This window comes from Streptomyces sp. NPDC048636 (assembly GCF_040650655.1).
In the GTDB taxonomy this organism is placed as follows: Bacteria; Actinomycetota; Actinomycetes; order Streptomycetales; family Streptomycetaceae; genus Streptomyces.
This window is the reverse complement of the sequence record NZ_JBEZHR010000004.1, coordinates 537,520-557,342: the sequence shown is the minus strand read 5'-3', so window position 1 is coordinate 557,342 and position 19,823 is coordinate 537,520. Positions and strand designations below refer to the sequence as shown.

Annotated in this window: 16 protein-coding genes and 4 pseudogenes; 16 read left to right on the top strand and 4 right to left on the bottom strand. The window is 65.5% G+C overall.

Annotated elements, in window-relative coordinates; all coding sequences use genetic code 11:
- Positions 1–46 precede the first annotated feature (46 nt).
- From AB0C66_RS15165 to AB0C66_RS15130, 8 genes are all read left to right on the top strand, one after another.
- Positions 47–1,297 (top strand): cytochrome P450, encoded by a 1,251-nt coding sequence (locus tag AB0C66_RS15165; protein ID WP_362437368.1) that lies wholly within the window; start codon positions 47–49, stop codon positions 1,295–1,297.
- A 38-nt stretch (positions 1,298–1,335) separates the two neighbouring features.
- Complete coding sequence (locus tag AB0C66_RS15160) at positions 1,336–1,695, top strand: nuclear transport factor 2 family protein (protein WP_362437366.1); 360 nt, start codon at positions 1,336–1,338, stop codon at positions 1,693–1,695.
- Between the two features lie 28 nt (positions 1,696–1,723).
- Positions 1,724–2,146 (top strand): hypothetical protein, encoded by a 423-nt coding sequence (locus AB0C66_RS15155; protein ID WP_362437364.1) that lies wholly within the window; start codon positions 1,724–1,726, stop codon positions 2,144–2,146.
- A gap of 126 nt (positions 2,147–2,272) precedes the next feature.
- The gene (locus AB0C66_RS15150; protein ID WP_362437362.1) at positions 2,273–3,115 is read left to right on the top strand and encodes a mycofactocin-coupled SDR family oxidoreductase; all 843 of its coding nucleotides are present in this window, start codon (positions 2,273–2,275) and stop codon (positions 3,113–3,115) included.
- Between the two features lie 96 nt (positions 3,116–3,211).
- The gene (locus AB0C66_RS15145) at positions 3,212–3,688 is read left to right on the top strand and encodes a nuclear transport factor 2 family protein (RefSeq protein ID WP_362437360.1); all 477 of its coding nucleotides are present in this window, start codon (positions 3,212–3,214) and stop codon (positions 3,686–3,688) included.
- Between the two features lie 154 nt (positions 3,689–3,842).
- Positions 3,843–4,664, top strand: coding sequence for an alpha/beta fold hydrolase (locus AB0C66_RS15140; RefSeq protein ID WP_362437358.1), 822 nt, complete (start codon positions 3,843–3,845; stop codon positions 4,662–4,664).
- A gap of 57 nt (positions 4,665–4,721) precedes the next feature.
- Positions 4,722–4,913: a hypothetical protein gene (locus AB0C66_RS15135; protein WP_362437357.1), complete on the top strand. Its 192-nt coding sequence runs from the start codon at positions 4,722–4,724 to the stop codon at positions 4,911–4,913.
- On the top strand, positions 4,910–6,136 hold the full coding sequence (locus AB0C66_RS15130; protein WP_362437355.1) for a cytochrome P450: 1,227 nt from the start codon (positions 4,910–4,912) through the stop codon (positions 6,134–6,136). The genes AB0C66_RS15135 and AB0C66_RS15130 overlap by 4 nt, the downstream gene beginning before the upstream one ends.
- 371 nt (positions 6,137–6,507) lie before the next feature.
- Here the strand turns inward: AB0C66_RS15130 and AB0C66_RS15125 are convergent.
- Positions 6,508–7,392, bottom strand: a pseudogene (locus AB0C66_RS15125) (transposase); the annotation flags it as partial.
- Positions 7,393–8,015: 623 nt separating this feature from the next.
- Between AB0C66_RS15125 and AB0C66_RS15120 the strand changes: the two are divergent.
- Both AB0C66_RS15120 and AB0C66_RS15115 read left to right on the top strand, forming a co-directional pair.
- Positions 8,016–8,315 (top strand): hypothetical protein, encoded by a 300-nt coding sequence (locus AB0C66_RS15120; RefSeq protein WP_362437353.1) that lies wholly within the window; start codon positions 8,016–8,018, stop codon positions 8,313–8,315.
- Positions 8,312–9,493, top strand: coding sequence for an LLM class flavin-dependent oxidoreductase (locus AB0C66_RS15115; RefSeq protein ID WP_362437351.1), 1,182 nt, complete (start codon positions 8,312–8,314; stop codon positions 9,491–9,493). Before AB0C66_RS15120 ends, AB0C66_RS15115 begins: the two co-directional genes overlap by 4 nt.
- A gap of 150 nt (positions 9,494–9,643) precedes the next feature.
- On the opposite strand, the pseudogene AB0C66_RS15110 reads toward AB0C66_RS15115, so the two are convergent.
- Positions 9,644–9,802: pseudogene (locus AB0C66_RS15110) on the bottom strand (IS1380 family transposase); the annotation flags it as partial.
- Positions 9,803–9,848: 46 nt separating this feature from the next.
- On the opposite strand from AB0C66_RS15110, the gene AB0C66_RS15105 reads away from it, so the two are divergent.
- From AB0C66_RS15105 to AB0C66_RS15090, 4 genes are all read left to right on the top strand, one after another.
- Complete coding sequence (locus AB0C66_RS15105) at positions 9,849–10,682, top strand: SDR family NAD(P)-dependent oxidoreductase (RefSeq protein ID WP_362437349.1); 834 nt, start codon at positions 9,849–9,851, stop codon at positions 10,680–10,682.
- Between the two features lie 248 nt (positions 10,683–10,930).
- A complete protein-coding gene (locus AB0C66_RS15100; RefSeq protein ID WP_362437347.1) occupies positions 10,931–11,482 on the top strand; it encodes a hypothetical protein in 552 nt (183 codons plus the stop codon).
- Between the two features lie 50 nt (positions 11,483–11,532).
- Positions 11,533–12,873, top strand: coding sequence for a crotonyl-CoA carboxylase/reductase (gene ccrA, locus AB0C66_RS15095; protein WP_362437397.1), 1,341 nt, complete (start codon positions 11,533–11,535; stop codon positions 12,871–12,873).
- Between the two features lie 1,167 nt (positions 12,874–14,040).
- Complete coding sequence (locus AB0C66_RS15090; protein WP_362437345.1) at positions 14,041–16,791, top strand: AAA family ATPase; 2,751 nt, start codon at positions 14,041–14,043, stop codon at positions 16,789–16,791.
- Positions 16,792–16,834: 43 nt separating this feature from the next.
- On the opposite strand, the gene AB0C66_RS15085 is transcribed toward AB0C66_RS15090, so the two are convergent.
- Positions 16,835–17,239, bottom strand: coding sequence for an integrase (locus AB0C66_RS15085; RefSeq protein ID WP_362437343.1), 405 nt, complete (start codon positions 17,237–17,239; stop codon positions 16,835–16,837).
- A 48-nt stretch (positions 17,240–17,287) separates the two neighbouring features.
- Here AB0C66_RS15085 and AB0C66_RS15080 point away from each other — a divergent pair.
- A pseudogene (locus AB0C66_RS15080) lies at positions 17,288–17,555 on the top strand (phosphotransferase); the annotation flags it as partial.
- A 41-nt stretch (positions 17,556–17,596) separates the two neighbouring features.
- Positions 17,597–18,036 (top strand): annotated as a pseudogene (locus AB0C66_RS15075) (HNH endonuclease family protein); the annotation flags it as partial.
- A 285-nt stretch (positions 18,037–18,321) separates the two neighbouring features.
- Here AB0C66_RS15075 and AB0C66_RS15070 read toward each other — a convergent pair.
- Entirely contained in the window at positions 18,322–19,461 is a 1,140-nt protein-coding gene (locus AB0C66_RS15070; RefSeq protein WP_362437341.1) for a PQQ-binding-like beta-propeller repeat protein, read from the bottom strand.
- Positions 19,462–19,823: the final 362 nt, after the last annotated feature.

The following is a 19,823-nucleotide window of genomic DNA, read 5'->3' as shown; positions in this document are numbered from 1 at the left end:
AGTTGATTCCCTCGTTTCGCCACTTGAGCACAAGGGACGCCCCCTCATGACTGACTCCACGAAGCCCTACACCTCCGGCACCGAGACAGCCGAGGCCGACCTGTTGAACTGGGAATTCATCCAGGACCCGTACCTGGCTTACCAGGAGATGCGCGCCGGGACGGGTCCTCGGCGGCTCGTCATCAAGACATTGAGCACAGGTCTGCGTTCGTGGCTGGTCACCGAATACAGCGATGTGCGTCGGCTGCTCGCCGACCCCAGACTCTCGAAGGCGGCCGGGGGCGCCGCACCGATCATCGCCAAGCACAGCACGGAGGAGGTCTCGGGCGCGTCGATCACGTCGGACAGCATGCTGTTCAGCGATCCGCCGCAACACTCGCGGCTGCGGCGGATGTTCAATAGGGCTTTCACGATGCGCCGGACACTGAATCTGCGGCCGCGCATCGAGGAACTCACCGACGAGCTACTTGATTCGATCCCGGCGGGAGCCGAGATCGACCTGGTGGAGTCGGTGGCGATGGCCATCCCCATCGCGGTGATCGGCGAGTTGCTCGGCGTACCTCGCGCCGCCCACCACGATCTTCGTCGGTGGAACCGCGCGCTGACCAGCGTCGACTCGGAGCCGTCGGAGAAGTATCAGGCATACATGGCGTCACTCGACTACTTCCGGACGCTGGTTGCCCAGAAAGCGAGCAGTCATGACGGCGCAGACGACCTGATCAACGCGATGATCGATCCGGACAACGAGGAGCGGTTCGAAGAGTCCGAACTGCTTTCCACCATCTTCCTGATGATGAACGCGGGGTACGAGACCACCGCGAACTTGATCAGCAGCTCGGTGTACGCTCTGCTGAAGCATCCCGAACAGTTGGAGCTATTGCGCGGGGATGCCACTCTCATACCGAACGCAGTGGAGGAATTCCTGCGTTATGAAAGCCCGTTGAACCTTTCTACACTGCGCTACACCACCGAACCGGTGGAGGTCGGCGATACTGTTATCCCCGCCGGCGAAGTGGTGTTTCTGGCGCTGTCCTCGGCGAATCGAGACCCGGATCGGTTCGCGGAGCCGGACCGGCTGGACATTCGCCGTAAGGCTGCTACGCACCTGGCCTTCGGCCACGGTATCCATCATTGTGTCGGCGCGCCGCTGGCACGGCTGGAGGGCGAAATCGTGCTGGCCCGGCTGTTGGACAGGTTCCCGCGGTGGGAGGCGGCCGAGCCACTGGAACGACTCACCTGGCGTTACACCTTGCAGTTCCGTGGTCTGGAGCGGCTACCGGTCAGGCTGCACGCATGATCCCTGAACACCGTCAACGACGAGAACGGAGCGGACCCATGTCAGCAGAAGTGATCGACCGATTCTTCAAGAGCTCGGGTGCCGGCGACATCGAGACCGCCGTCGAATGTTTTGCCGATGACGGGGAGTGGATCACGCCCGACGGAGACGGACTCGGGACGGTCCACACCAAGGATCAGATCGGCGATCTGATCACCAGTATGAACGCGATGCGCGAAAAGATGGTCGCCTCTGGGGTCGACGGGAAGTTCGAATCGCCGATCATGTTCGGCGAGAACATGGGGCTGGTTCGGTGGACCGTGGAGACCGATGACGGAAAGGTGGTCAATCGTGGTGTTGACCTCTTCATCCTGAGCGACGGGAAGATCGTGCTCAAAGACGTCTACCGCAAGGCCTGAAAAACTCAATCAAGAAGGGGTCGAAACCGTGATCAACAGCTATGAGGAACTGGTCGAGACAACGATCAGTGCCACCACTGACATCGAGGACTTTCAGGACATCCGGGTTGGCCAGGGTGGTAGCTACGAGCACGCCCTTTTCACCAAGTCCGGTGAAAAGGTGGCCACCACCTCAGGTGGCTACAAGATTCTCTATCAGCGAGAATCCGACAAGCAGTTCATGGCCTATCTGACCAACGAAGTCGTCTTCGAGGACGGGTCCGGAACGATCCGGGTTGCCGGTTGGATCGATCTCGGCTCACTCCTGTCAGGGGACTGGGCCTACTATCCGAGTGTGGGTACCAGTGGCCGGTACCTCGGCCAAACAGGTTTCATGGCCTGGCGCCCTTACGACCTGGGCAAGGTGGAAGGAGCCGACGTGAAACTGATTATGTTTGCCTCTGCTGAGTAAACGATCCCGCGGTGCCGCGATATCCCGCGATGCCGTGATGAGGTGAGGGTACTCAAGTTTCAACATTCAGGGCATTTCTTTCGCCGTGAATTGGACACCCCTGTTTTCTGACGTGGAGGTTGAGAAATGGGCCGGGTCGCCGGGAAAGTCGCATTGGTTACTGGCGCTGCGCGTGGAATGGGACGTTCGCATGCGGTGCGACTTGCCCAAGAAGGGGCAGACATCGTAGCTGTTGACCTGTGCACAGACCTTGAAACCGCGCCGTATCCAGGAGCGAACGGGCAAGATCTTGCCTCGACGACGCAACTGGTCGAACAGCTGGGCCGGCGGATCCTTGCACGCCGGGCGGATACGCGCAACTTCAACGAATTGCAGGGTGTCGTCGATGAGGCGATAGCTGAGTTCGGTCATATCGACGTCGTGTGCGCAAATGCTGGAATGTCCAGCTTCGGGTTCTCATGGGAACTTACCGATGAAGCCTGGCAAGAGATTATCGACGTCAATCTGACCGGATCGTGGAAAACCGTCAAAGCGGTGATTCCCCACATGATCGAACGGAATGAAGGCGGATCACTGGTCTTCATCAGCTCGACAGCGGGGTTGATCGGCGTGCCGACCATGGCGCACTACACCGCATCCAAGCACGGCGTGGTCGGGTTGATGCGTGCCTTGGCAGCAGAGCTGGCACCACACAACATACGCGTGAATTCGGTCAATCCCGGAAATGTCGACACGCCGATGGTCAACAATGCTTCGATGCGAAAAATCTACCTGCCGGAAGTCTCCGATCCGACACCGGAGGACGCAAACGAAGTGATGAAAGACATGAGCGCGTTGCCCACCGGCTGGCTGGACTCGCAAGGGATCAGCGACGCCGTGGTCTATCTGGCCTCGGAAGAGGCGCGTCACATTACTGGAATCACTCTTCCGGTGGACGCTGGAATGATGCTTCCCAATAAAATGCGATAGGAGCTGGTGTCGATCCACGAATAAGACGTCGCTCATTGGTCAACCGAAATCCTGTCAGCGGCTCAGGCGCGCGAACAAGTTACCGGAGGCTTTCTCATGATGGCGGAGAACGCATTCTCTCTCATGGTCGATCGACTCGATATCATTGAGTTGACGGCCAAATATGCGTATCGACTCGATACTCGCCAGTTCGATTCTTTGATGGAGCTGTGGAGCGACGACAGCCCAGTTTTCGACGAAGAAAGCTTCGGGCTGGGAAAGTTCACGGGGAAGGACGAGATCCGGCATCACTTCGAAGTCGATATCTACGGCCAGATGGAGAATCTTTGCCACATGACGGTCAACCATGTCATCAACGAGATTCTCGAATCCCGAGCGTCTGGTAACTGCCATGTCTTCGCCCAGGGTGATGTGCGGGCCGGCGGAATTTCTCGGGCTACCGCGTACTACAAGGATGAATATGTTCGCGAGGGTGGGGTCTGGAAGTTCTCCAGTCGCAAAGTGATCCCGTTGACCAGGCCGGAAGTCGGTACTTTCGAATTTCCGGCAGGGCAGAGCCCATTCGATCAGTAATCTGGACAGCCACGGTCTGAGGCTGCCCTCGCGTGTCGGATCGCAGGACTTCCCGCGGCCGGTGCTGACCACGTGGTCGTGCATCGATTGCTTGAGACTCCAATTCTCGGCGATCAGAAGTATTGCCGGTCGCGTGGCCTGAGAAAGAAGGAACGTGCGCGCATCAACCACGAGTGGCGGATCATGGATCAGGCCGCTGCGAAGCTCACCTCAGCGCGGTCAAGTACACCTCGTTTGCTTTCCGTTCGCGGGCGGTTCCGCCGGGTACTTCCGCTCGTTGGCAGACTCGCTCGAGCCGGACATATCGGTGCTCGGAGTTCAGTATCCAGGGCGACAGGACCGTCGTCACGAGCCTTTGATCGAGGACATTGGTCAGCTCGCCGATGAGATTTGTGAGGCGTTGATCCAGTGGGAAACGCGGCCACTCGCATTCTTCGGCCACAGCATGGGTTCGGTGGTGGCGTTCGAGGTAGCGCGTCGCTTCCAGCGAGATAAGCGACGCGCGCCGCTCGCATTGTTCGCGTCTGGGCGCCGCGCCCCGTCGTGTCATCGTGATGAGGATTCTCATGCGGCCGATGACGACAGTATCATTGCCAACCTTCGATCGCTGGGTGGCACCGACCCGGCTCTTCTCGACGATGACGAGATGAGACGCGTGATCCTTCCCGTTATCCGTGGCGATTATCGGGCAGTCGAGGCTTATCGTGCGCCAACAACAGAGACGATGTTGAACGTGCCGATCATGGCAATAACCGGCGATCGCGATCCGAGCGTGTCGCTCGAGGAAGCGAGTGCTTGGCGAGGACATGCAGCGGGATCCTTCGAGATAAAGGTCCTGACCGGAGGCCATTTCTTCATACACGAGCACGTCGCCGAGATAGCCGACTGTGTGCGGCGTGTGCTCTTCGGCTTCCGTTCCGAACGCACTCGACCGCTGCGCGTCGATGTGGCATCCCAGAGTCGAGGTCATTCATGAGGCGTCACGGCGGAACGCCAGGGACTGCTCAGCGACGAATCGGAAGGGGGCGCGGCCATGGACGTCGGACTTGAAGTGAGCTGCCCGATGTGCGGAGGTCTCATCGAGGCGACTGACAAAGATGAGCTCATCCGCTTGTCCCAGCTACACACGATTGATGCCCACCGCTATCACGTTCCCACTGAACACGTGTTGGCCGCAATGACGCCCGGTGATATCGATCCCGATGAGGGAGAGGACGTACAATGAACTCTGCAGCGGCGGAATGTCCCACCGTGGACTTGAACATGCTTGATCCTGACTTCGTGCAGGACCCCTATGAGACCATGGCTGCATGGGGAGCCCTGGGGCCGGTTGTCTATAACTCTCATCACGATCAGTACATGATCACGTCGCATCACAACTGCGCGCGAGTGCTTGGTGACATCCGCCATTTCAACTCTGCAAACGTGCTCCCGGAGATGGAGAAAGCGTTCGGCGGACCGACTTTTCTCGGGACTGATGGTGCACGGCATCAGACGGTCCGGAGAATTTGGGAGCCAGGATTCGAGCGCAGGGCTGTCGAAGCTGACTGGGCGGCGCGGATACAGCGAGTTGTGGACGAATACGTGGATCAATTCGTTGAACGCCTTCGCTCCGGCGAAACTCTCGACGCTCTCGCGGAGATGACGCGGATCATCCCCACTGTTGTCACTGCCCAATTGTTGGGCGCCGAAGAGGATGTGTACGAAGACTTCGTCAAATGGAGTGACGCAACGGCGGCGGTTCTCGGCGCACGGCTGGACCCGACTCCGAGGGGTCAAGAGACTGTCGCCGAAGGCGCTGCGGCAGCAGTTGCCTTGAACTCGTACATCGCCGGTCTCATCGAAAAGCACCGTGCGCTGGGGGTGAGTGATGGATCGCTTATGGCCCAGATGGTGTTCGACGACTTCGCGCCGTCCATGCCTGATCGGGAAATATTGGCAAACGGGACGATGCTGACGGTTGCGGCGAATGAGAGTACGGCGCAGGTGATGGCGATGATGTTGTATGCGCTGGGACGCCATCCTGGCCAACGTCGCGCGCTGGTCGCCGACAGGTCGCTTGTTCCGGCCGCGCTCGAGGAGGTCCACCGCTGGTCGACTCTCACGCAGTCGGTTTTGCGCTTTGCCTGTAGCGACGAGTCGCAGGTCGAGGGTTTTACGATCCCCGAGGGTTCCGCAGTCGTGGCTCTTCTGGGTTGCGCGAATCGCGATCCCGCTCGCTGGGACAACCCACACTCCTTCGACATCTTCCGTCTCCGTAAGGCACATATGGGCTTTGGTTTCGGGCCTCACATTTGCCTTGGAATTCATATGGCTCGGATGGAGATGCGCATTTGGTTGAATCGGCTGCTGGACAAGTTGCCGGAGTACGAGATCGCTGGCGAAGTCGAATTCGGCCCCGACTTCACGCTGCGGGGCCTTCGGGGGATCCCGATCAAAGCGGCATGATTGATCTTCAGAGAGCGGCAGTCTGTCTCATTGGTTGGCGAAGTGCACCTACTTCCAGTACTCCAGCCGTAAGTTCCGCTCCGAGGTGGTGCTGCTCGTAGGGGCGGGAGGCTGCTGGTCAGCCAGGGTTTGGGAGGGCATCGAGCCGGGCGAGGGCGTTGGTTATCACGTCGGTCCAGGGCCAGTGCTGTGCCAGACGGAGGATGCGGCGGCGGCCGGTGGCCCGTGCGGCGCGTATGCGGTCCTCGGCCCTGGCCCGCTGGCGGTGCCGCAGCTACCAGAGCCGCGGTCGCAACGTTGTTGGTGTTGGTGGCAAAGCAGGTCAGCCGCATGCCGTCGGCATCGGTGAAGCGGAGTTGGGCGCCGGGGTGCGGCCGTTCCTCGCGCACGATCAGCCGCAGCCCCTTCGGCCAGCCCGTCAAGCAGTCGCCGGCGAGTTCGGCGACCCAGGCGCCGTCGCGGATGTCGCCGTCGGGTTCCACGGCCGGTGTCCACGCCGAGGCCGGGACCTTCAGGACGGTCTGGTGGATGGCGCCGGTGGGGGTCATGCCGACCGAGTACGACAGCCACCTTCCGCGCTGGGCGAGCCAGGCGACGAACTCGTGGGTGCCGCCGCCGGAGTCGGTACGGATGAGTGTCTGTCGGCCGCGCCGCAACCGCTTCGGCAGCTGGGCCAGGGCCAGCTCGGTGGCTTCGATGTGGTCCGCGGCGGTGTTGGATCCCGCGTTGCCGGGTCGCAGCATGCCCACGACCGGTTCGCCGGACCCGCCGCGGCCGTGGTCGACGAACCCCATCAGTGGGTGGTGCCCGAACGTCTTCTTCCAGGTCGCGGCGGCGTCCTGCCTTCTCGGAGTGCGCCAGGACGAGGACGCCGTCGATGTCCACGATCACCTGCCCGCCCGCGTCCGGTGCTGCTTCACCGGCCAACCGCCATACGTGTGCGCGCACTTCAGCACGGGCGGTGCGCAGCGCGGCCAGGACCCGCTGTCCGCCGACGCCGGCTTGCTGATCAGCCGGGAGACCGTGGGGTCGGAGGCCACCGGCCCGAACACGGCCGGCTCGGCCCGCAACATGCCCACATCGGCCAGGCGGTCCCCACCCGGCGCCACCGCCAGGGCGACATCCAACAGGATCTGGCCCGGATCATGTATTGCACGCGGCTTGCGCCACGGCGCCAACGCGGCCGATATCGCCACGTCCAGGCCGCTCTTGCGAGATGTCTCCACCAGCAGCACAGACCCGGCCTGCCCCACCATGCCAACGGCCACCGCCTCGATGCCCACGCGGATACGACCCGATACGCTCCTTCACCTGAGGAGTGCAGCTTTCTCTGCGACGAATCTCTGCGACGAACAGGACCCTGGACAAATCCCATCGTCCCAGGCCAGCGGCACTCGCTTATTTGATCGAGCCTCGGACACCACACTCGCGAAAGCGCGAGGCCAGTTCCGACGACGCGGCATTCCTCGCTGACCTGACCGGGCTTCAGTCGCCGACCGAAGCGCGGGCTCGGGCCGTGGCGGTCGGCGCGCTCGTCCTCTGTCTTCAGTAAGAGGGGGCGGCTGGCTTCGGGGTTCCGTGGCCCGACCCACCAAACACCGACTCGAGATCACAACCTGGGTAGGTCGCGATCCATATCGGAGACCGACCGTGTCACCGGGCGGCGTCTCACCCCGGAGCCCGTGGGCTCCGTCCACGTCGGGCCTGCCGGCCCCTGCAGGTCGAGTCGCGCCGCCAGGTCGGGCATGGGGAGGGTGACCCAGAGACCCCAGAGATGTTTTGTGACAACTAGGGGATGGTTCGCCGGGAAAACTAGGGGATGGCTCGCCGAGTCGCAGAGCCTACCGTGGGGCGCACGCAGCTTTCCGGAGGCTAATTCATGATTTACGCCGACCAAGCGCCAGTCTTGACCCCTTTTCCGCCCGCGCCGTCACTCTCCCATCCCCCGCCGGAGCTGAACGAGCTGCAACGGGACCGTTCGGTCACCCGGTTCCAGCTCGCTGACGGCAAGACCGGTTGGCTGGTCACGCGCTACGAGGACGTGCGCCAGGTGCCGACCGACCCGCCCGAGCACACCCGTCCGCGCCGGCTCATCGCCGGCGCATTCACCGCCCGTCGTGTGGAAGCGCCGCGGCCGCGAGTGACTGATGTGGACGCCGACCTGGTGGAGAACTTGTGACTAGTCTGCGCTTCGGTGCGTTCCTGCCCCCGATCCACCCGCTGGGGGAGAGCCCGACGTGGTGGCTGCGCCACGACCTGGACTTCATGGCGCACCTCGACCGGCTGGGCTTCGACGAGGCGTGGATCGGGGAGCACCACTCGACCGGCCGGGACCTCATCGCCTCGCCCGAGATCTTCATCGCGGCGGCAGCGGAGCGCACCACCCGGATCCGCCTCGGGACCGGCATGACCTCGCTTCCGTACCACCATCCGCTGTGGGTGGCCGACCGGATGGTGATGCTCGACCACCTCACCCAGGGCCGGGTGATGTTCGGGGTCGGTCCCGGCTCCCTGCCCTCCGACGTCGCCATGATCGGCATGACCCCCACCGAGAGCCGCGAGCTCCTCGAGACCCATCTCGACATCATCCAGCGGCTGCTGGCCGGTGAGTCGGTCACCACGACGGTCGGGAGCCACACGCTGGTCGACGCGACGCTGCAGCTGCGCCCGTTCACCGAGCCGTGCTTCGAGATCGCGGTGGCCGCGACGGCGTCGCCGACCGGCGCGCGCCTGGCCGGCAGCCGCGGTGCGAGCCTGATCTCGCTCGGGGCGACCATGAGCCAGGACGGATTCGACGCGCTGGCGTACCACTGGGGGATCGCCACCGAGCGCGCCGCCCACGCGGGACGGCCGGCGCCCGACCGCGCGACCTGGCGGCTGGTCACGAACGTGCACGTCGCCGAGACCCGGGAGCAGGCATACCGCGACGTCGAGTTCGGGCTGCGGGACTGGGTGAGGCACCTGAACGACAACGCGGCCACGCCTGGGCTCGCGCTGCCCGACGGCAGCACGCGGGAGCTCATCGAGTTCGTCAACGAATCGGGCCTGGGCGCGATCGGCACGGCCGACGACGTCCGCCGCCAGATCCAGCGCATGGTCGACCAGTCCGGCGGGTTCGGCACCGTGCTGCTGCTGGCGCACGACTGGGCCGGCCCGACGGCGAAGTGGCGCTCGTGGGAACTCGTCGCCCGTCAGGTCGCCCCGCACTTCCAGGGATCAGGGACGACCCACGCCCAGGCGTCCCACGACGCCCGGGCCCGGATTCTCGCGCGGCGCGAGGAGGCGAGCATCGCAGCCGGCGCGGCGCTCGAGCATATGAACCGCAAGTACGCCGACGAGGTGGCCGGGGGCGCCTGACCGTGCCGTCGTGACACGCCTGTCCGTGGTCGACGAACGCGGCCAGGGGATCTCGTGGTCCGGGGCTGTGGCACCGGCGCATCGCCACACGGTCCTGCGGGCCGCGGCGCCGGCCGGCGCCCCGGAGCGAGAACCCCGCTCCGGGTCGCCGGCCAGCGCAGTGAGCAGCCGGGACACCGTCGGATCGGACGAGACCGGGCCGAACACTTTCCGGGTCCCGCGCAGAACGGCGACGCCGGCCGAACAGCCACCGCCCACCGCGAGCGACACCGCCAGATCAAGAAGGAACTTCGCCGGACCGTGGACCGCGGCCCGGCAGCGAGCACCGATGCCTACAGAAGGAGACGTTTCCGTCATGGCGACATGGTTCATCACCGGAGCCGCCCGGGGGCTGGGCGCTGAGATCAGCCGGCACGCCCTGGAGGCGGGACACGACGTCGCCGTCGGCGTCCGGCGTGTCGACGCGTTGCCCGACGACCTGCGCGGCGCCGAGCGATGCCATCCGGTCACCCTCGATGTCACCGACCAGGCCCAGATCGACCGTGCCGTCGCGCAGGTCGTCGATCGGTTCGCCAAGATCGACGTGCTGGTCAACAACGCGGGTCGCGTGCTGGTGGGTGCGCTGGAGGAGGTCACCGACGCCGAGGCCAGGTCGCTGTTCGACGTCAACGTCTTCGGTTTGATCAACGTGACGCGGGCGGTCCTGCCGACGATGCGTGCTGCCGGCAAAGGCAAGATCGTGCACATCGGCTCCCGGGCGGGGTTCGAGGGAGAGCCCGGGGTGAGCCTGTACAGCGCCTCGAAGTTCGCGGTCGCCGGCATCAGCGAAGCCCTCGCCGCCGAGCTGGGTCCGTTGGGGATCCAGAGCATGGTCGTCGAGCCCGGGGCGTTCCGCACCGACCTCTTCGACGCCAGCTCCCTGTCGGTCTCCGGAGCGCGGCTGGCGGCCTACGACGGCACCCCCGCCCACCTCGTACGCGACGGGGTCGACGCGGCCAACCACGCCCAGCCCGGGGACCCGGTCAAGGGCGCATCGCTGATCGTCGAGGTGACCGACGGCGAGACGCTGCCCTCGCACCTGCTGGTGGGCAGCGACGCCTACGAGCGTCTCGAGGTCAAGAACGCGATGGTTGCGGAGCACATCGCCCCGTGGCGCAGCAAGGCGCTGGCCACCGCGCACCGCGACTGAGCCTGACCGTTTCACATCGCGCCGCAGGGCCGGGCTCTGCTCGGCCCCACGGCGCGAAGTCCCCCGGCCGTGCCGTCCGGGCCGGCGGGGTGGACGTGATCGAGTCCGTGATCCGGAAGCCGGGCCTGTGAGCCCGTGAGCAGTGGCAACGGAGGTGTGCACATTGTGGTTCTCAGCGAGCGAGGTGTGGTCTCGGTGACGGAACGGCTGCTGGTCGGCACGATCCGGACCGGGGACGGGTGAAAGCCGTGGCCGACGCGCGCGCGGACGCTGAACTCGACGGGCTTCCCGTTGCACTGCATGCGAAAGTCGCCGCCGCGCAGGCAGCGTGGGCGGTTGCTCGCTGCGCGCGGCACACGGTCGTCCCGGAACACTACTGGCCGCACGAAACCGATCTCGCCGCGCTGCGCGCCGGGCGAGCACTGACCGAGCTGGTCTCCCACTACGTGGAGAGGGCCGTCGTGGCCGCACGGGCCGAGGGGATCGGCTGGCCGGTCATCGGCGAGGCGCTCGGGGTCGCCGACCCGGAGGCCGTTCTCGGACCCGCCGTCGCCGGTTGGACCGAAGAGCTGGCGCGCGTCCGCGCGGGACAGGTGCACCTGGCGGACCAGCCGGCGCTCACATGGGTCGTCGACACGGCTTGGTGGGCCGAAGCGCTGCGGGAGTGGCTCAGCAGGCCCGGTGACAACCTCCTCGACTCCGCGGCCGGACGACCGCCGGCGAACGGGAACGGCTGGTGGCACCCGGGTGAGCGTGCCGCCGACGAGGACGACGAGGCCGAGGCGGGCTTCCCGTCGTGAACCGGACCAGCGAAGGAAGGAAAGCCGTGCCGAACGCAGAGCTCAAGGAGATCCAGCAGGCCGTCGTGACCGGGGACCCGGGCGCGCTGGCCGGGCTGCGGGTGCCGGAGAGCTACCGCGGCGTGACCGTGCACGCCGAGGAGACCAAGATGTTCGAGGGCGTCGCCGGCGCGGACAAGGACCCGCGCAAGTCGCTGCACGTGGAGGAGGTCCCGACACCGGAGCTCGGGCCCGGTGAGGCGCTGATCGCGGTAATGGCGAGCGCGATCAACTACAACACGGTCTGGACCTCGATCTTCGAGCCCTTGCCGACCTTCACGTTCCTCCGGCGCTACGGGAAGCTGTCCCCGCTGTCGAAGCGGCACGACCTGCCCCACCACGTGGTCGGCTCGGACGCCTCGGGTGTCGTGCTGCGGACCGGGCCCGGGGTGCACCGCTGGAAGCCCGGCGACGAGGTCGTGGCGCACTGCCTCAGTGTCGAGCTGGAAGGCCCCGAGGGCCACGACGACACGATGCTCGATCCCGAGCAGCGGATCTGGGGTTTCGAGACCAACTTCGGTGGCCTCGCCGAGATCTCCCTGGTGAAGGCGAACCAGCTGATGCCCAAACCCGCGCACCTGACGTGGGAGGAGGCGGCAAGCCCCGGGCTGGTCAACTCGACCGCGTACCGGCAGCTGGTGTCGCGCAACGGTGCGAACATGAAGCAGGGCGACGTGGTCCTGATCTGGGGTGCCTCCGGCGGGCTCGGCTCGTACGCCACGCAATACGTGCTCAACGGCGGCGGCATCCCGGTGTGCGTCGTGTCCAGTCCGGAGAAGGCGGAGATCTGCCACCGCCTCGGTGCGGAGCTGGTCATCGACCGCAGCGCCGAGGGGTACCGGTTCTGGCGGGACGAGCACACCCAGGACCCGAAGGAATGGCAGCGGTTCGGCGCCCGAATCAGGGAGCTGACCGGCGGCGAGGACGCGGACATCGTGTTCGAGCACCCGGGCCGGGAGACGTTCGGCGCTTCGGTCTACGCGGCCCGCAAGGGCGGCACGATCGTGACCTGCGCGTCCACCTCGGGGTACACGCACCAGTTCGACAACCGGTACCTGTGGATGAACCTCAAGCGGATCGTCGGATCGCACTTCGCGAACTACCGGGAGTCGTGGGAAGCCAACCGGCTGATCGACAAGGGGCTCATCCACCCGACGCTGTCGAAGTCCTACGCGCTGGAGGACACCGGCCAGGCCGCGCTCGACGTGCACCGCAACGCGCACCACGGCAAGGTCGGTGTGCTGTGCCTCGCGCCGGAAGAGGGCCTCGGCGTGCGGGACAAGGACAAGCGTGCCCGGCACCTCGGCAGCATCAACGCATTCCGCCAGGTGCACCGGGATTCCGGCCGGTGAGGCGCGACACTGTGGCGCGTTTCCTGATCGACGTCCTGGCCGAACAGGGTGCCCGGCTCGAGCACATGGATCCCGCCGAGCCGTTGAGCCGGGCGGGTGTGGACTCGCTGGGCATCGCGGAGGCAGGCGTGGCCGTGAGCGATGAGTTCGGGATCGAGGTCGGTGAACTGTCCCGGGCGAGGTGGGGACGTGATTCCGGGTATGGATTCCGAGGCATGGCACGACCCTCGATGTACCCGCCCGAGCCGCGCAAGCGCGCGGTCCGCATGGTCGCGGAGGTCCGCGACGACTATCCGACTGAGACGGCCGCGCTGAACGCGGGATGGAGAAGCTCGGCATCGGTTCGCGCGAGACGCTGCGCAAGTGGAGCGGCCGAGCTCGACCGGCCACACACGCGCTCGTAGTGTTCATCGACGGGATTGCGGGGCTGCTTCGGCTGCACCGTGCGGGCAGCACACGGCATCAGCATCGCCCCCTCCACCTACTGCGCAGCCAGGAAACGCCAGTTGGCGCCCTCGCCAGGAACGGTGCGGGACGAAGAACTCAAGGAAAGGAACAAGTCAAGGAGGTCTAGCAGTCCAACTAGTGGCAGAAGGTACGCAATTGACGTTTCGACCCTCCTTTCGCATTCTATCTGCAGAATGAATGTTCTTCTCTGTCGGCCTCGCGGGCCCGGCCAGAGTCTTGAAAGGTATGGCCACATTGCGCAAGAACCTGCTGCGACTTGGAGCGACGGCGGCTGCCGCCCTCGGTCTTTCCCTCGACGCCGGCACCGCGTTCGCGTGTCGCACTCACCACCGCCGAGTGGGTCGACTGGTAAGACCACCGTCGGCTCCACGGTGAGACAGGCCACATGCCGCCTGTGGCACACGAAGCCAACCACTCCTGTGGCATACGAAGCCGACTACTACCGAGCAACCACGAATCCCCAGCTCACAGCCACCAACTGAGAGCGAACCAGGGACGGTTCACCATTCCGCCCACAGGTTCAACGGCGTGATCGACTGGGGGTGGACATGAGTGTTGCCATCGGTGTGGCCAATGTCAGCCCTACGGATGGTCCAACCAGTCTTGTGGCATTGATGTCTCGTCTTAATCGGTCCACTTCCGTATTTCCGATCCTTCTTCCGCGCGGTCTGTCGGTGCGTGCGACGTAGGAACCGCTCCATGAGGGACGGGGTATCGTGCATGATCGAGCGAGAGTCTGAGCTCGCTGAGCTGGCCGCAGCTTTTGCCGAGTCCGCGGCTGGGGGTGTGCGGGTTGTCGTGCTTCAGGGGGTTGTCGGGACCGGTAAGACAGCGTTAATCGAGGAGTTCGGCAGCCGGGCTCGTGGGGCGGGGGCGCGACTACTCCGGGCGAGTGGGGCGCCGACCGAGTGCTCGCTTTCCTTGGGCATCGTGCGTCAGTTGCTTGCTGGTGAGGTTTTCGACCGCGACAGGGCGGCGATCGTGCGTGGTTTGCTCGACCACCAACTGCTCGCCGATGCGGAGTGCGACGGGGTGAGTCGCTCTCGGGTGTTGGACGGGTTGGCGACGGCGGTTCTGGAGTTGGCCGAGCAGAGCTCGGTGGTGATCGCCATTGACGACACACAGTATCTCGACGCGTTCTCCCAGGATTGGCTGATCTATCTGATCCGCCGTGCCGGGCTCGCCCGCATCTTGATCGTCCTTGGCTGGCGCGACGACGACATCGAGATGCCTCCGAGCAACTCCCGGCTACTGTGTGCCGAGCTCTACCAGCAGGCCTACTTGCGGCGGCTGATGCTGGCTCCACTGTCGTCGAGCGGCGTCGCGGAGCTCATGACCGAGCGACTCCTCGAGTCCGTTTCGACGGAACTGGCCGCAGAGGCACACCGGTTCACCGGTGGCAATCTGCTGCTGCTGCATGCGCTACTGGAGGACAGTCGGGCTGCCACCCGCGGCGATGGCCCGCTGGCCGAGCTGAACACCGGGTCCGAGTTCGAGCGGGCGGTCCAGCTCGTCCTGCGCCGGTGCGATCCGGTGACGTTGCGGGTCGCGGGTGCGATCTCGGTGATCGGTGAGCCGTCGTGGTTCGCGTACCTCGACCGGCTGGTCGGCGTCGCGTCGGACCGGGTCGCTGTCGCCGTGCAGGCACTGACCCGGACCGGTTTGGTGGAGGCCGGTCGGATGCGGCACCCGATCATGGCCAGCGCCGTACTCAACGCCCTCTCGGCCGCGGATCGATCCGAGCTGAGCCGGCGCGCCGTGGATCTGCTCAAGGCGTGCGGTGCGGACTCCTTGACGATCGCGGAGCACTGCGTCGCCTCCGGCCGTCTCGACGACCCCTCGGCCGTGCTGAACCTGGTGGAGGGGGCGCAGCAGGCGCTGGAGGAGGGTCACTCGCGGCGGGCCACAGAGCTGCTGCGGCTGGCGTACCAGGTCGAAACCGACGGCCGGCGTCGGGTGGAGATTCTGGCCTTGCTGCTGCGGGCGGAGTGGCGGGACGATCTGCGAGCCTCGGTCGGGCATCTGCCCGAGCTGACCGAGGCGATGCTGAGCGGTCGACTCCGGGGTCGGCACGCGACGATGCCCATCATCATGCTGCTGCTCCAGGGGCGGGTGGAGGATGCTTGCTCCGTGCTCTCCCGGCTGGCGGCCGACGTGCCGCCGGGCTCCCGGCCCTCATGGGAGTTCGAGATGGTACGGATGTGGCTGGCCGACATGTATCCGGGCATCTTCCGGCGCGTGGACGGCGAGAGCAGGACGAACGGCACGCCGATCATGCCTCCGGGCGCTATCGGCTATCGCTTGCTCGAACACTTCCAGAGCTCCCACCACCAGGGGGCAACCGGGGAACGCTTGGTCCAAGCCGACGAGGCGATTTGGCAACAGCCGCTGACCGAGGTCAATCTGTTGCCGCTCATTCTCGCGTTGCACACGATGGTGATTGCCGAGCGATTGGAGGAAGCCGAGCAGCGGTGCCGGGAACTGATGCAGACCTGTCTCGACCTCCAGGCACCCACCTGGCGTGCGCTGTTCTGCGTGATCGCAGCGGACATCGCCTTGCGCCGGGGCTCGCTCAGCGTCGCGGTCTCCCGGGCGACCGCCGCGCTCGAACTCATCCCGGTCGCCGAATGGGGCGTGCTGGCCGCTGAACCGTTGAGTACCCTGCTGACGGCGCAAACGCTGCAGGGCAAACACGACGAAGCGGCACGCACGCTCGCCCTGCGAGTGCCGGACGTGATGTTCGAGACGCCGTTCGGCCTGTCCTACCTGCTGGCGCGCGGCCGTCACTACGTCGAGCGCGGTCTCGCCCAGGTCGCCCTCGACGATTTCCAGGCCGTCGCTGACCTGCTCGACCAGTGGGGGATGGCCCAAACCGAGGCACTGCCGTGGCGCACGGAGATGGCCGCCGCTCACCTGCAACTCGGGGACCACGAAACAGCCGCGCGCTACGCTCGCGAGCAGCTGCGCCGGATCGGCACAGACGGCCACATGCGGGTGCGCGGGCGCACCATGCGGCTGCTGGCGGCGACCCGCGAACTACACCTCCGACCACCTATGCTGTGCGAGGCTGTGGATGTGCTGCACCGAAGCGGGGATAAGTTCGAGTTGGCGAGTGCGCTCGCCGCCCTGCACGATGCGTACACCCAACTTGGTGATGCTGGCCGGGCGCGGTCAGTGGCACGCAAGACCAACAGCATCAGGCAGGCGTGCTTCGCGGAACAACCCGCTCGGCGGGTCGGCGCGCCGGACGTGCTGGAGGAGACGGAAGGCGACATGCTTGCCCTCAGCGATGCGGAGCGGAGGGTCGCCAAGGCCGCGGCAAAGGGCCTGACCAACCGGGAGATCGCCGGCAAGCTCTACCTCACGACCAGCACGGTGGAGCAGCACCTGACCCGGACCTACCGCAAACTGGGGGTCAGCTCACGCGTACAGCTGCAGTCCCGCCTCTGACTCCAACCGACCCTGCCCTTGCCGGAAATCTCATCCGCGCAGGTCACGTTGCATGTCGGTATGCGTGGAGGATGCCGCCGAGGCGATCGTGTCGACGTATGTCGAGGCGGGCTGACGTGTCCGGGTCGTCGATCGGTGGGGGCAAGGGATGCAGCGGTCTGCCGTTCGCGATGCCCAGGTGTGGTCGGTGTCCGTTGTGGAACTGCTCGAACTCGCGCAGGGTATGGAGGAGATGTCGTTGGTTCCAGGTCAACGTCCGGTCCAGGAACTCGCGGTGACAGGTCTGTATCCACCTTTCCGTGATCGAGTTCATCCTCGGCATCCGGATGCCGCTGAGGACGACTTCGATCCCTGCGTCCTTGAGGACGGCATCGAAGAGGGCGGGGAACTTCCCGTCCCTGTCCCTGATCATGAACCGTGCCCGGCAGCCGAGGTCTTCGAGGTCCATCACGAGGTTCTTCGCCGCTCGGGCTACCCAGGATGCGATCGGATGCGTGCGGATGGAGCGCACGGTGCACGGATGGACGCCACCGCGTGGGACAGGGCCATCCAGCGGTGCGAGCGACTGCTGGACACGGAAGCGAGTACCGTGTTGCTCCACGGTGACCTGCACCTGGGCAACGTGCTCGACGGCGGCGTGCGGGCTCGATGGCGACCGGCTCCACGCCTGGAGCCAGGTGATCGCGCCGTTCGCGGCCATCGCCCACCTCGGTGACGGTGGTGCGGAACCGGTGATCGATGAACTACTCGCGTTGACCCGGTAAGCACACCCAGTACTCCCGAGCGCCTCATGCCCCGCGTGGTGGACGAGGACCGGGATGGGTGCTCGACCCGAGCCGAGGTACTCATTGCCGAGGCGATCGAACCACCGACGGTGAGCTACTGCGACGATACTGACGTGGCCGGAGCCCGCGGCCTCGATATCGATCACTTGACCCCGCTTGCCGAGGCATGGGACAGCGGCGCATCACAGTGGTCGGCGACGGAGCGTCAGGCCCACGCCAACGATCTGGGCGCTCGAGGTCCCTGGTCGCGGTCAGCGCCCGGGAGAACCGTTCCACGGCCGACCAGGACCCCCGCGAGTGGCTTCCCTCCGCGCCGGGGCGCGCAGTGCCGGTACATCGAGGAGTGGACGGTCGTGAAGTCCCGCTGGGGCCTGGCGGTGGATCCTGGTGAAAGGCATCTTTGATCGACCTCGCTGACGGCTGTGAGAACACCAGGATCACCTACCGCTCCGCCCGCTGAACCTAGCCTCCGCGAGCCCCGGTGTCACCTGGCACAGCCCCGGGGTGCCTATGGGCTGCGATGCTTGCTCCCGTCGGGTTGGTGGTAGTCCCGGAGCTATGTCGCCGGGGCAACTCTGCTCTTCCCCTAGCCGCCTTGGGACCAACCCCGAGGGCGCGGGGAGCAGCCCAGCTTCTGGTGGCCAGCGCCTGCAGCGGCACCACCGGCGAGGACCCGCGCGTGGGCTCTCAAGGCAGCGGCCAACCGGGCGTGATGCCGAGTTGGCCGGCGGGGACGCTCTTGGGCTCACCTCACTGCCCGGTAGGCGCTGTAGCCTGCGCCGTGCAGGGTCTGGCTGATGCCGACATAGCCATCGCAGACCACGGGAGCGATACCCGGCTTGGTCTCCTTGTCCCGGCCGGTCCTGGCATCCAGGACGACATCACCGCTCTTGGTCTCTCCATAGACCAGGCCCTGGCGGACGAGGGTCACCTTCGGCGCGATCCGGTTCGCGGATTCGTCCGGCAGCTTCCACAGTTCTTTGCCGCTGTGGGAGTCATATCCGGCGACTTCGCTGCCCCAGCCCTCGCTGCCCGAACAGACCGTGACCGAGACGCCGTCGTAGGTGCAGTCCGACGTCACAGCGTCTTCTGGGACGATTCGCCGCTTCCTGCCGGTAGCGGAGTCGAGTACGAAGTACCGCTCGTCCTCCTCGCTGTCATCCGCGTATTCGTCCGCCATGACCGAGTCAGGCCCCATCGCGACCAGTCCCGGCTCGGATCCGGCCACGCTCACCCGCGGCGACTTCCAGAGCCGCCTGCCAGTCGTCGCGTCGAATCCGACGACCTGATCATCGCTGCCCTCGTCGTTCGTCACGGCCACCAACGTGTCCCCGACGACGAGTGGACGGGGCTTGTACCAGTGGTCGCTCCAGACCCGCTTGTGGGTCTTCAGGCTGACACCGAGCAACTCGCCACGTGCGTAGATCACCACGGTGTCCCCGCTCCGTCCGACCACATAGGCCTCGTCCCGGTCGTCAGCCCACTCGTCCTCCTCGGTGAGTTTGATCTCCACGGACCACGATTTCTTGAGGGTGGAGGTGCTGGTGGCCATGAGTTCCACGGCGTCGTACCCCTTAGTCGTCCCGGAGCCCGGTACTTCGGTCACCAGTGCGTTGAAGACCAGCGTCTTCCCTCCGGTGGAGGAGACGAGGGGGGCCTCGGCGGGGTTGTCGGCGCTGACCCCGGACAGGTTGTCGAGCTTGGTGACCGGCTGGTGCTTGGGCCTGACCATCAGGGTGACCGGCACGTTTTTCAGGACGTTGGTGATCTCCAACCCGTCAGGCCGGGAGATGTACGCGTTGCCCTTGTGCAGCGCGATCGGCAACGGCCGCTGATAGCCCGCCAACCCCGACTTCCCGGCACCAGCGGAATCGGGAAGCTCCACACCCGTCTTCGGGGAGAACTTCAAGGGTGCCGCGAAACCCTTGCCCCCGTGACCGGACGATGAGGTGTCCCCGCCCTTGCTGCCATGCGCCGTCCCCTCGCTTCCGCCTCCGGAACCACAAGCCGTGAGAACGAAAGCGAAAGCGGCAGCCACCGCGCCGCACCGGACAGTCCTCTGAACTCCCACGAAGCCCCCTCATCAGGTACCGCAATCGATCATGTGACAGTCAATCACCTCAGTCACCCCAGCTGATCGCAGTCCAAACGAAGGAACAACATCGCGGTCACCAGTGCCGCTATGCAATGTTGTTGAGTTCGCCCAGCTGTCCATCACCAGGCTGGCGCCGTGCTCCAGGGGCAGCC

Coding starts and splice junctions, on each gene's coding strand:
- AB0C66_RS15165 (WP_362437368.1), top strand. CDS start 47: ATGACTGACTCCACGAAGCCCTACACCTCCGGCACCGAGACAGCCGAG.
- AB0C66_RS15160 (WP_362437366.1), top strand. CDS start 1,336: ATGTCAGCAGAAGTGATCGACCGATTCTTCAAGAGCTCGGGTGCCGGC.
- AB0C66_RS15120 (WP_362437353.1), top strand. CDS start 8,016: ATGATTTACGCCGACCAAGCGCCAGTCTTGACCCCTTTTCCGCCCGCG.
- AB0C66_RS15135 (WP_362437357.1), top strand. CDS start 4,722: ATGGACGTCGGACTTGAAGTGAGCTGCCCGATGTGCGGAGGTCTCATC.
- AB0C66_RS15150 (WP_362437362.1), top strand. CDS start 2,273: ATGGGCCGGGTCGCCGGGAAAGTCGCATTGGTTACTGGCGCTGCGCGT.
- AB0C66_RS15145 (WP_362437360.1), top strand. CDS start 3,212: ATGATGGCGGAGAACGCATTCTCTCTCATGGTCGATCGACTCGATATC.
- AB0C66_RS15130 (WP_362437355.1), top strand. CDS start 4,910: ATGAACTCTGCAGCGGCGGAATGTCCCACCGTGGACTTGAACATGCTT.
- AB0C66_RS15090 (WP_362437345.1), top strand. CDS start 14,041: ATGAGGGACGGGGTATCGTGCATGATCGAGCGAGAGTCTGAGCTCGCT.
- AB0C66_RS15085 (WP_362437343.1), bottom strand. CDS start 17,239: ATGGACCTCGAAGACCTCGGCTGCCGGGCACGGTTCATGATCAGGGAC.
- AB0C66_RS15105 (WP_362437349.1), top strand. CDS start 9,849: ATGGCGACATGGTTCATCACCGGAGCCGCCCGGGGGCTGGGCGCTGAG.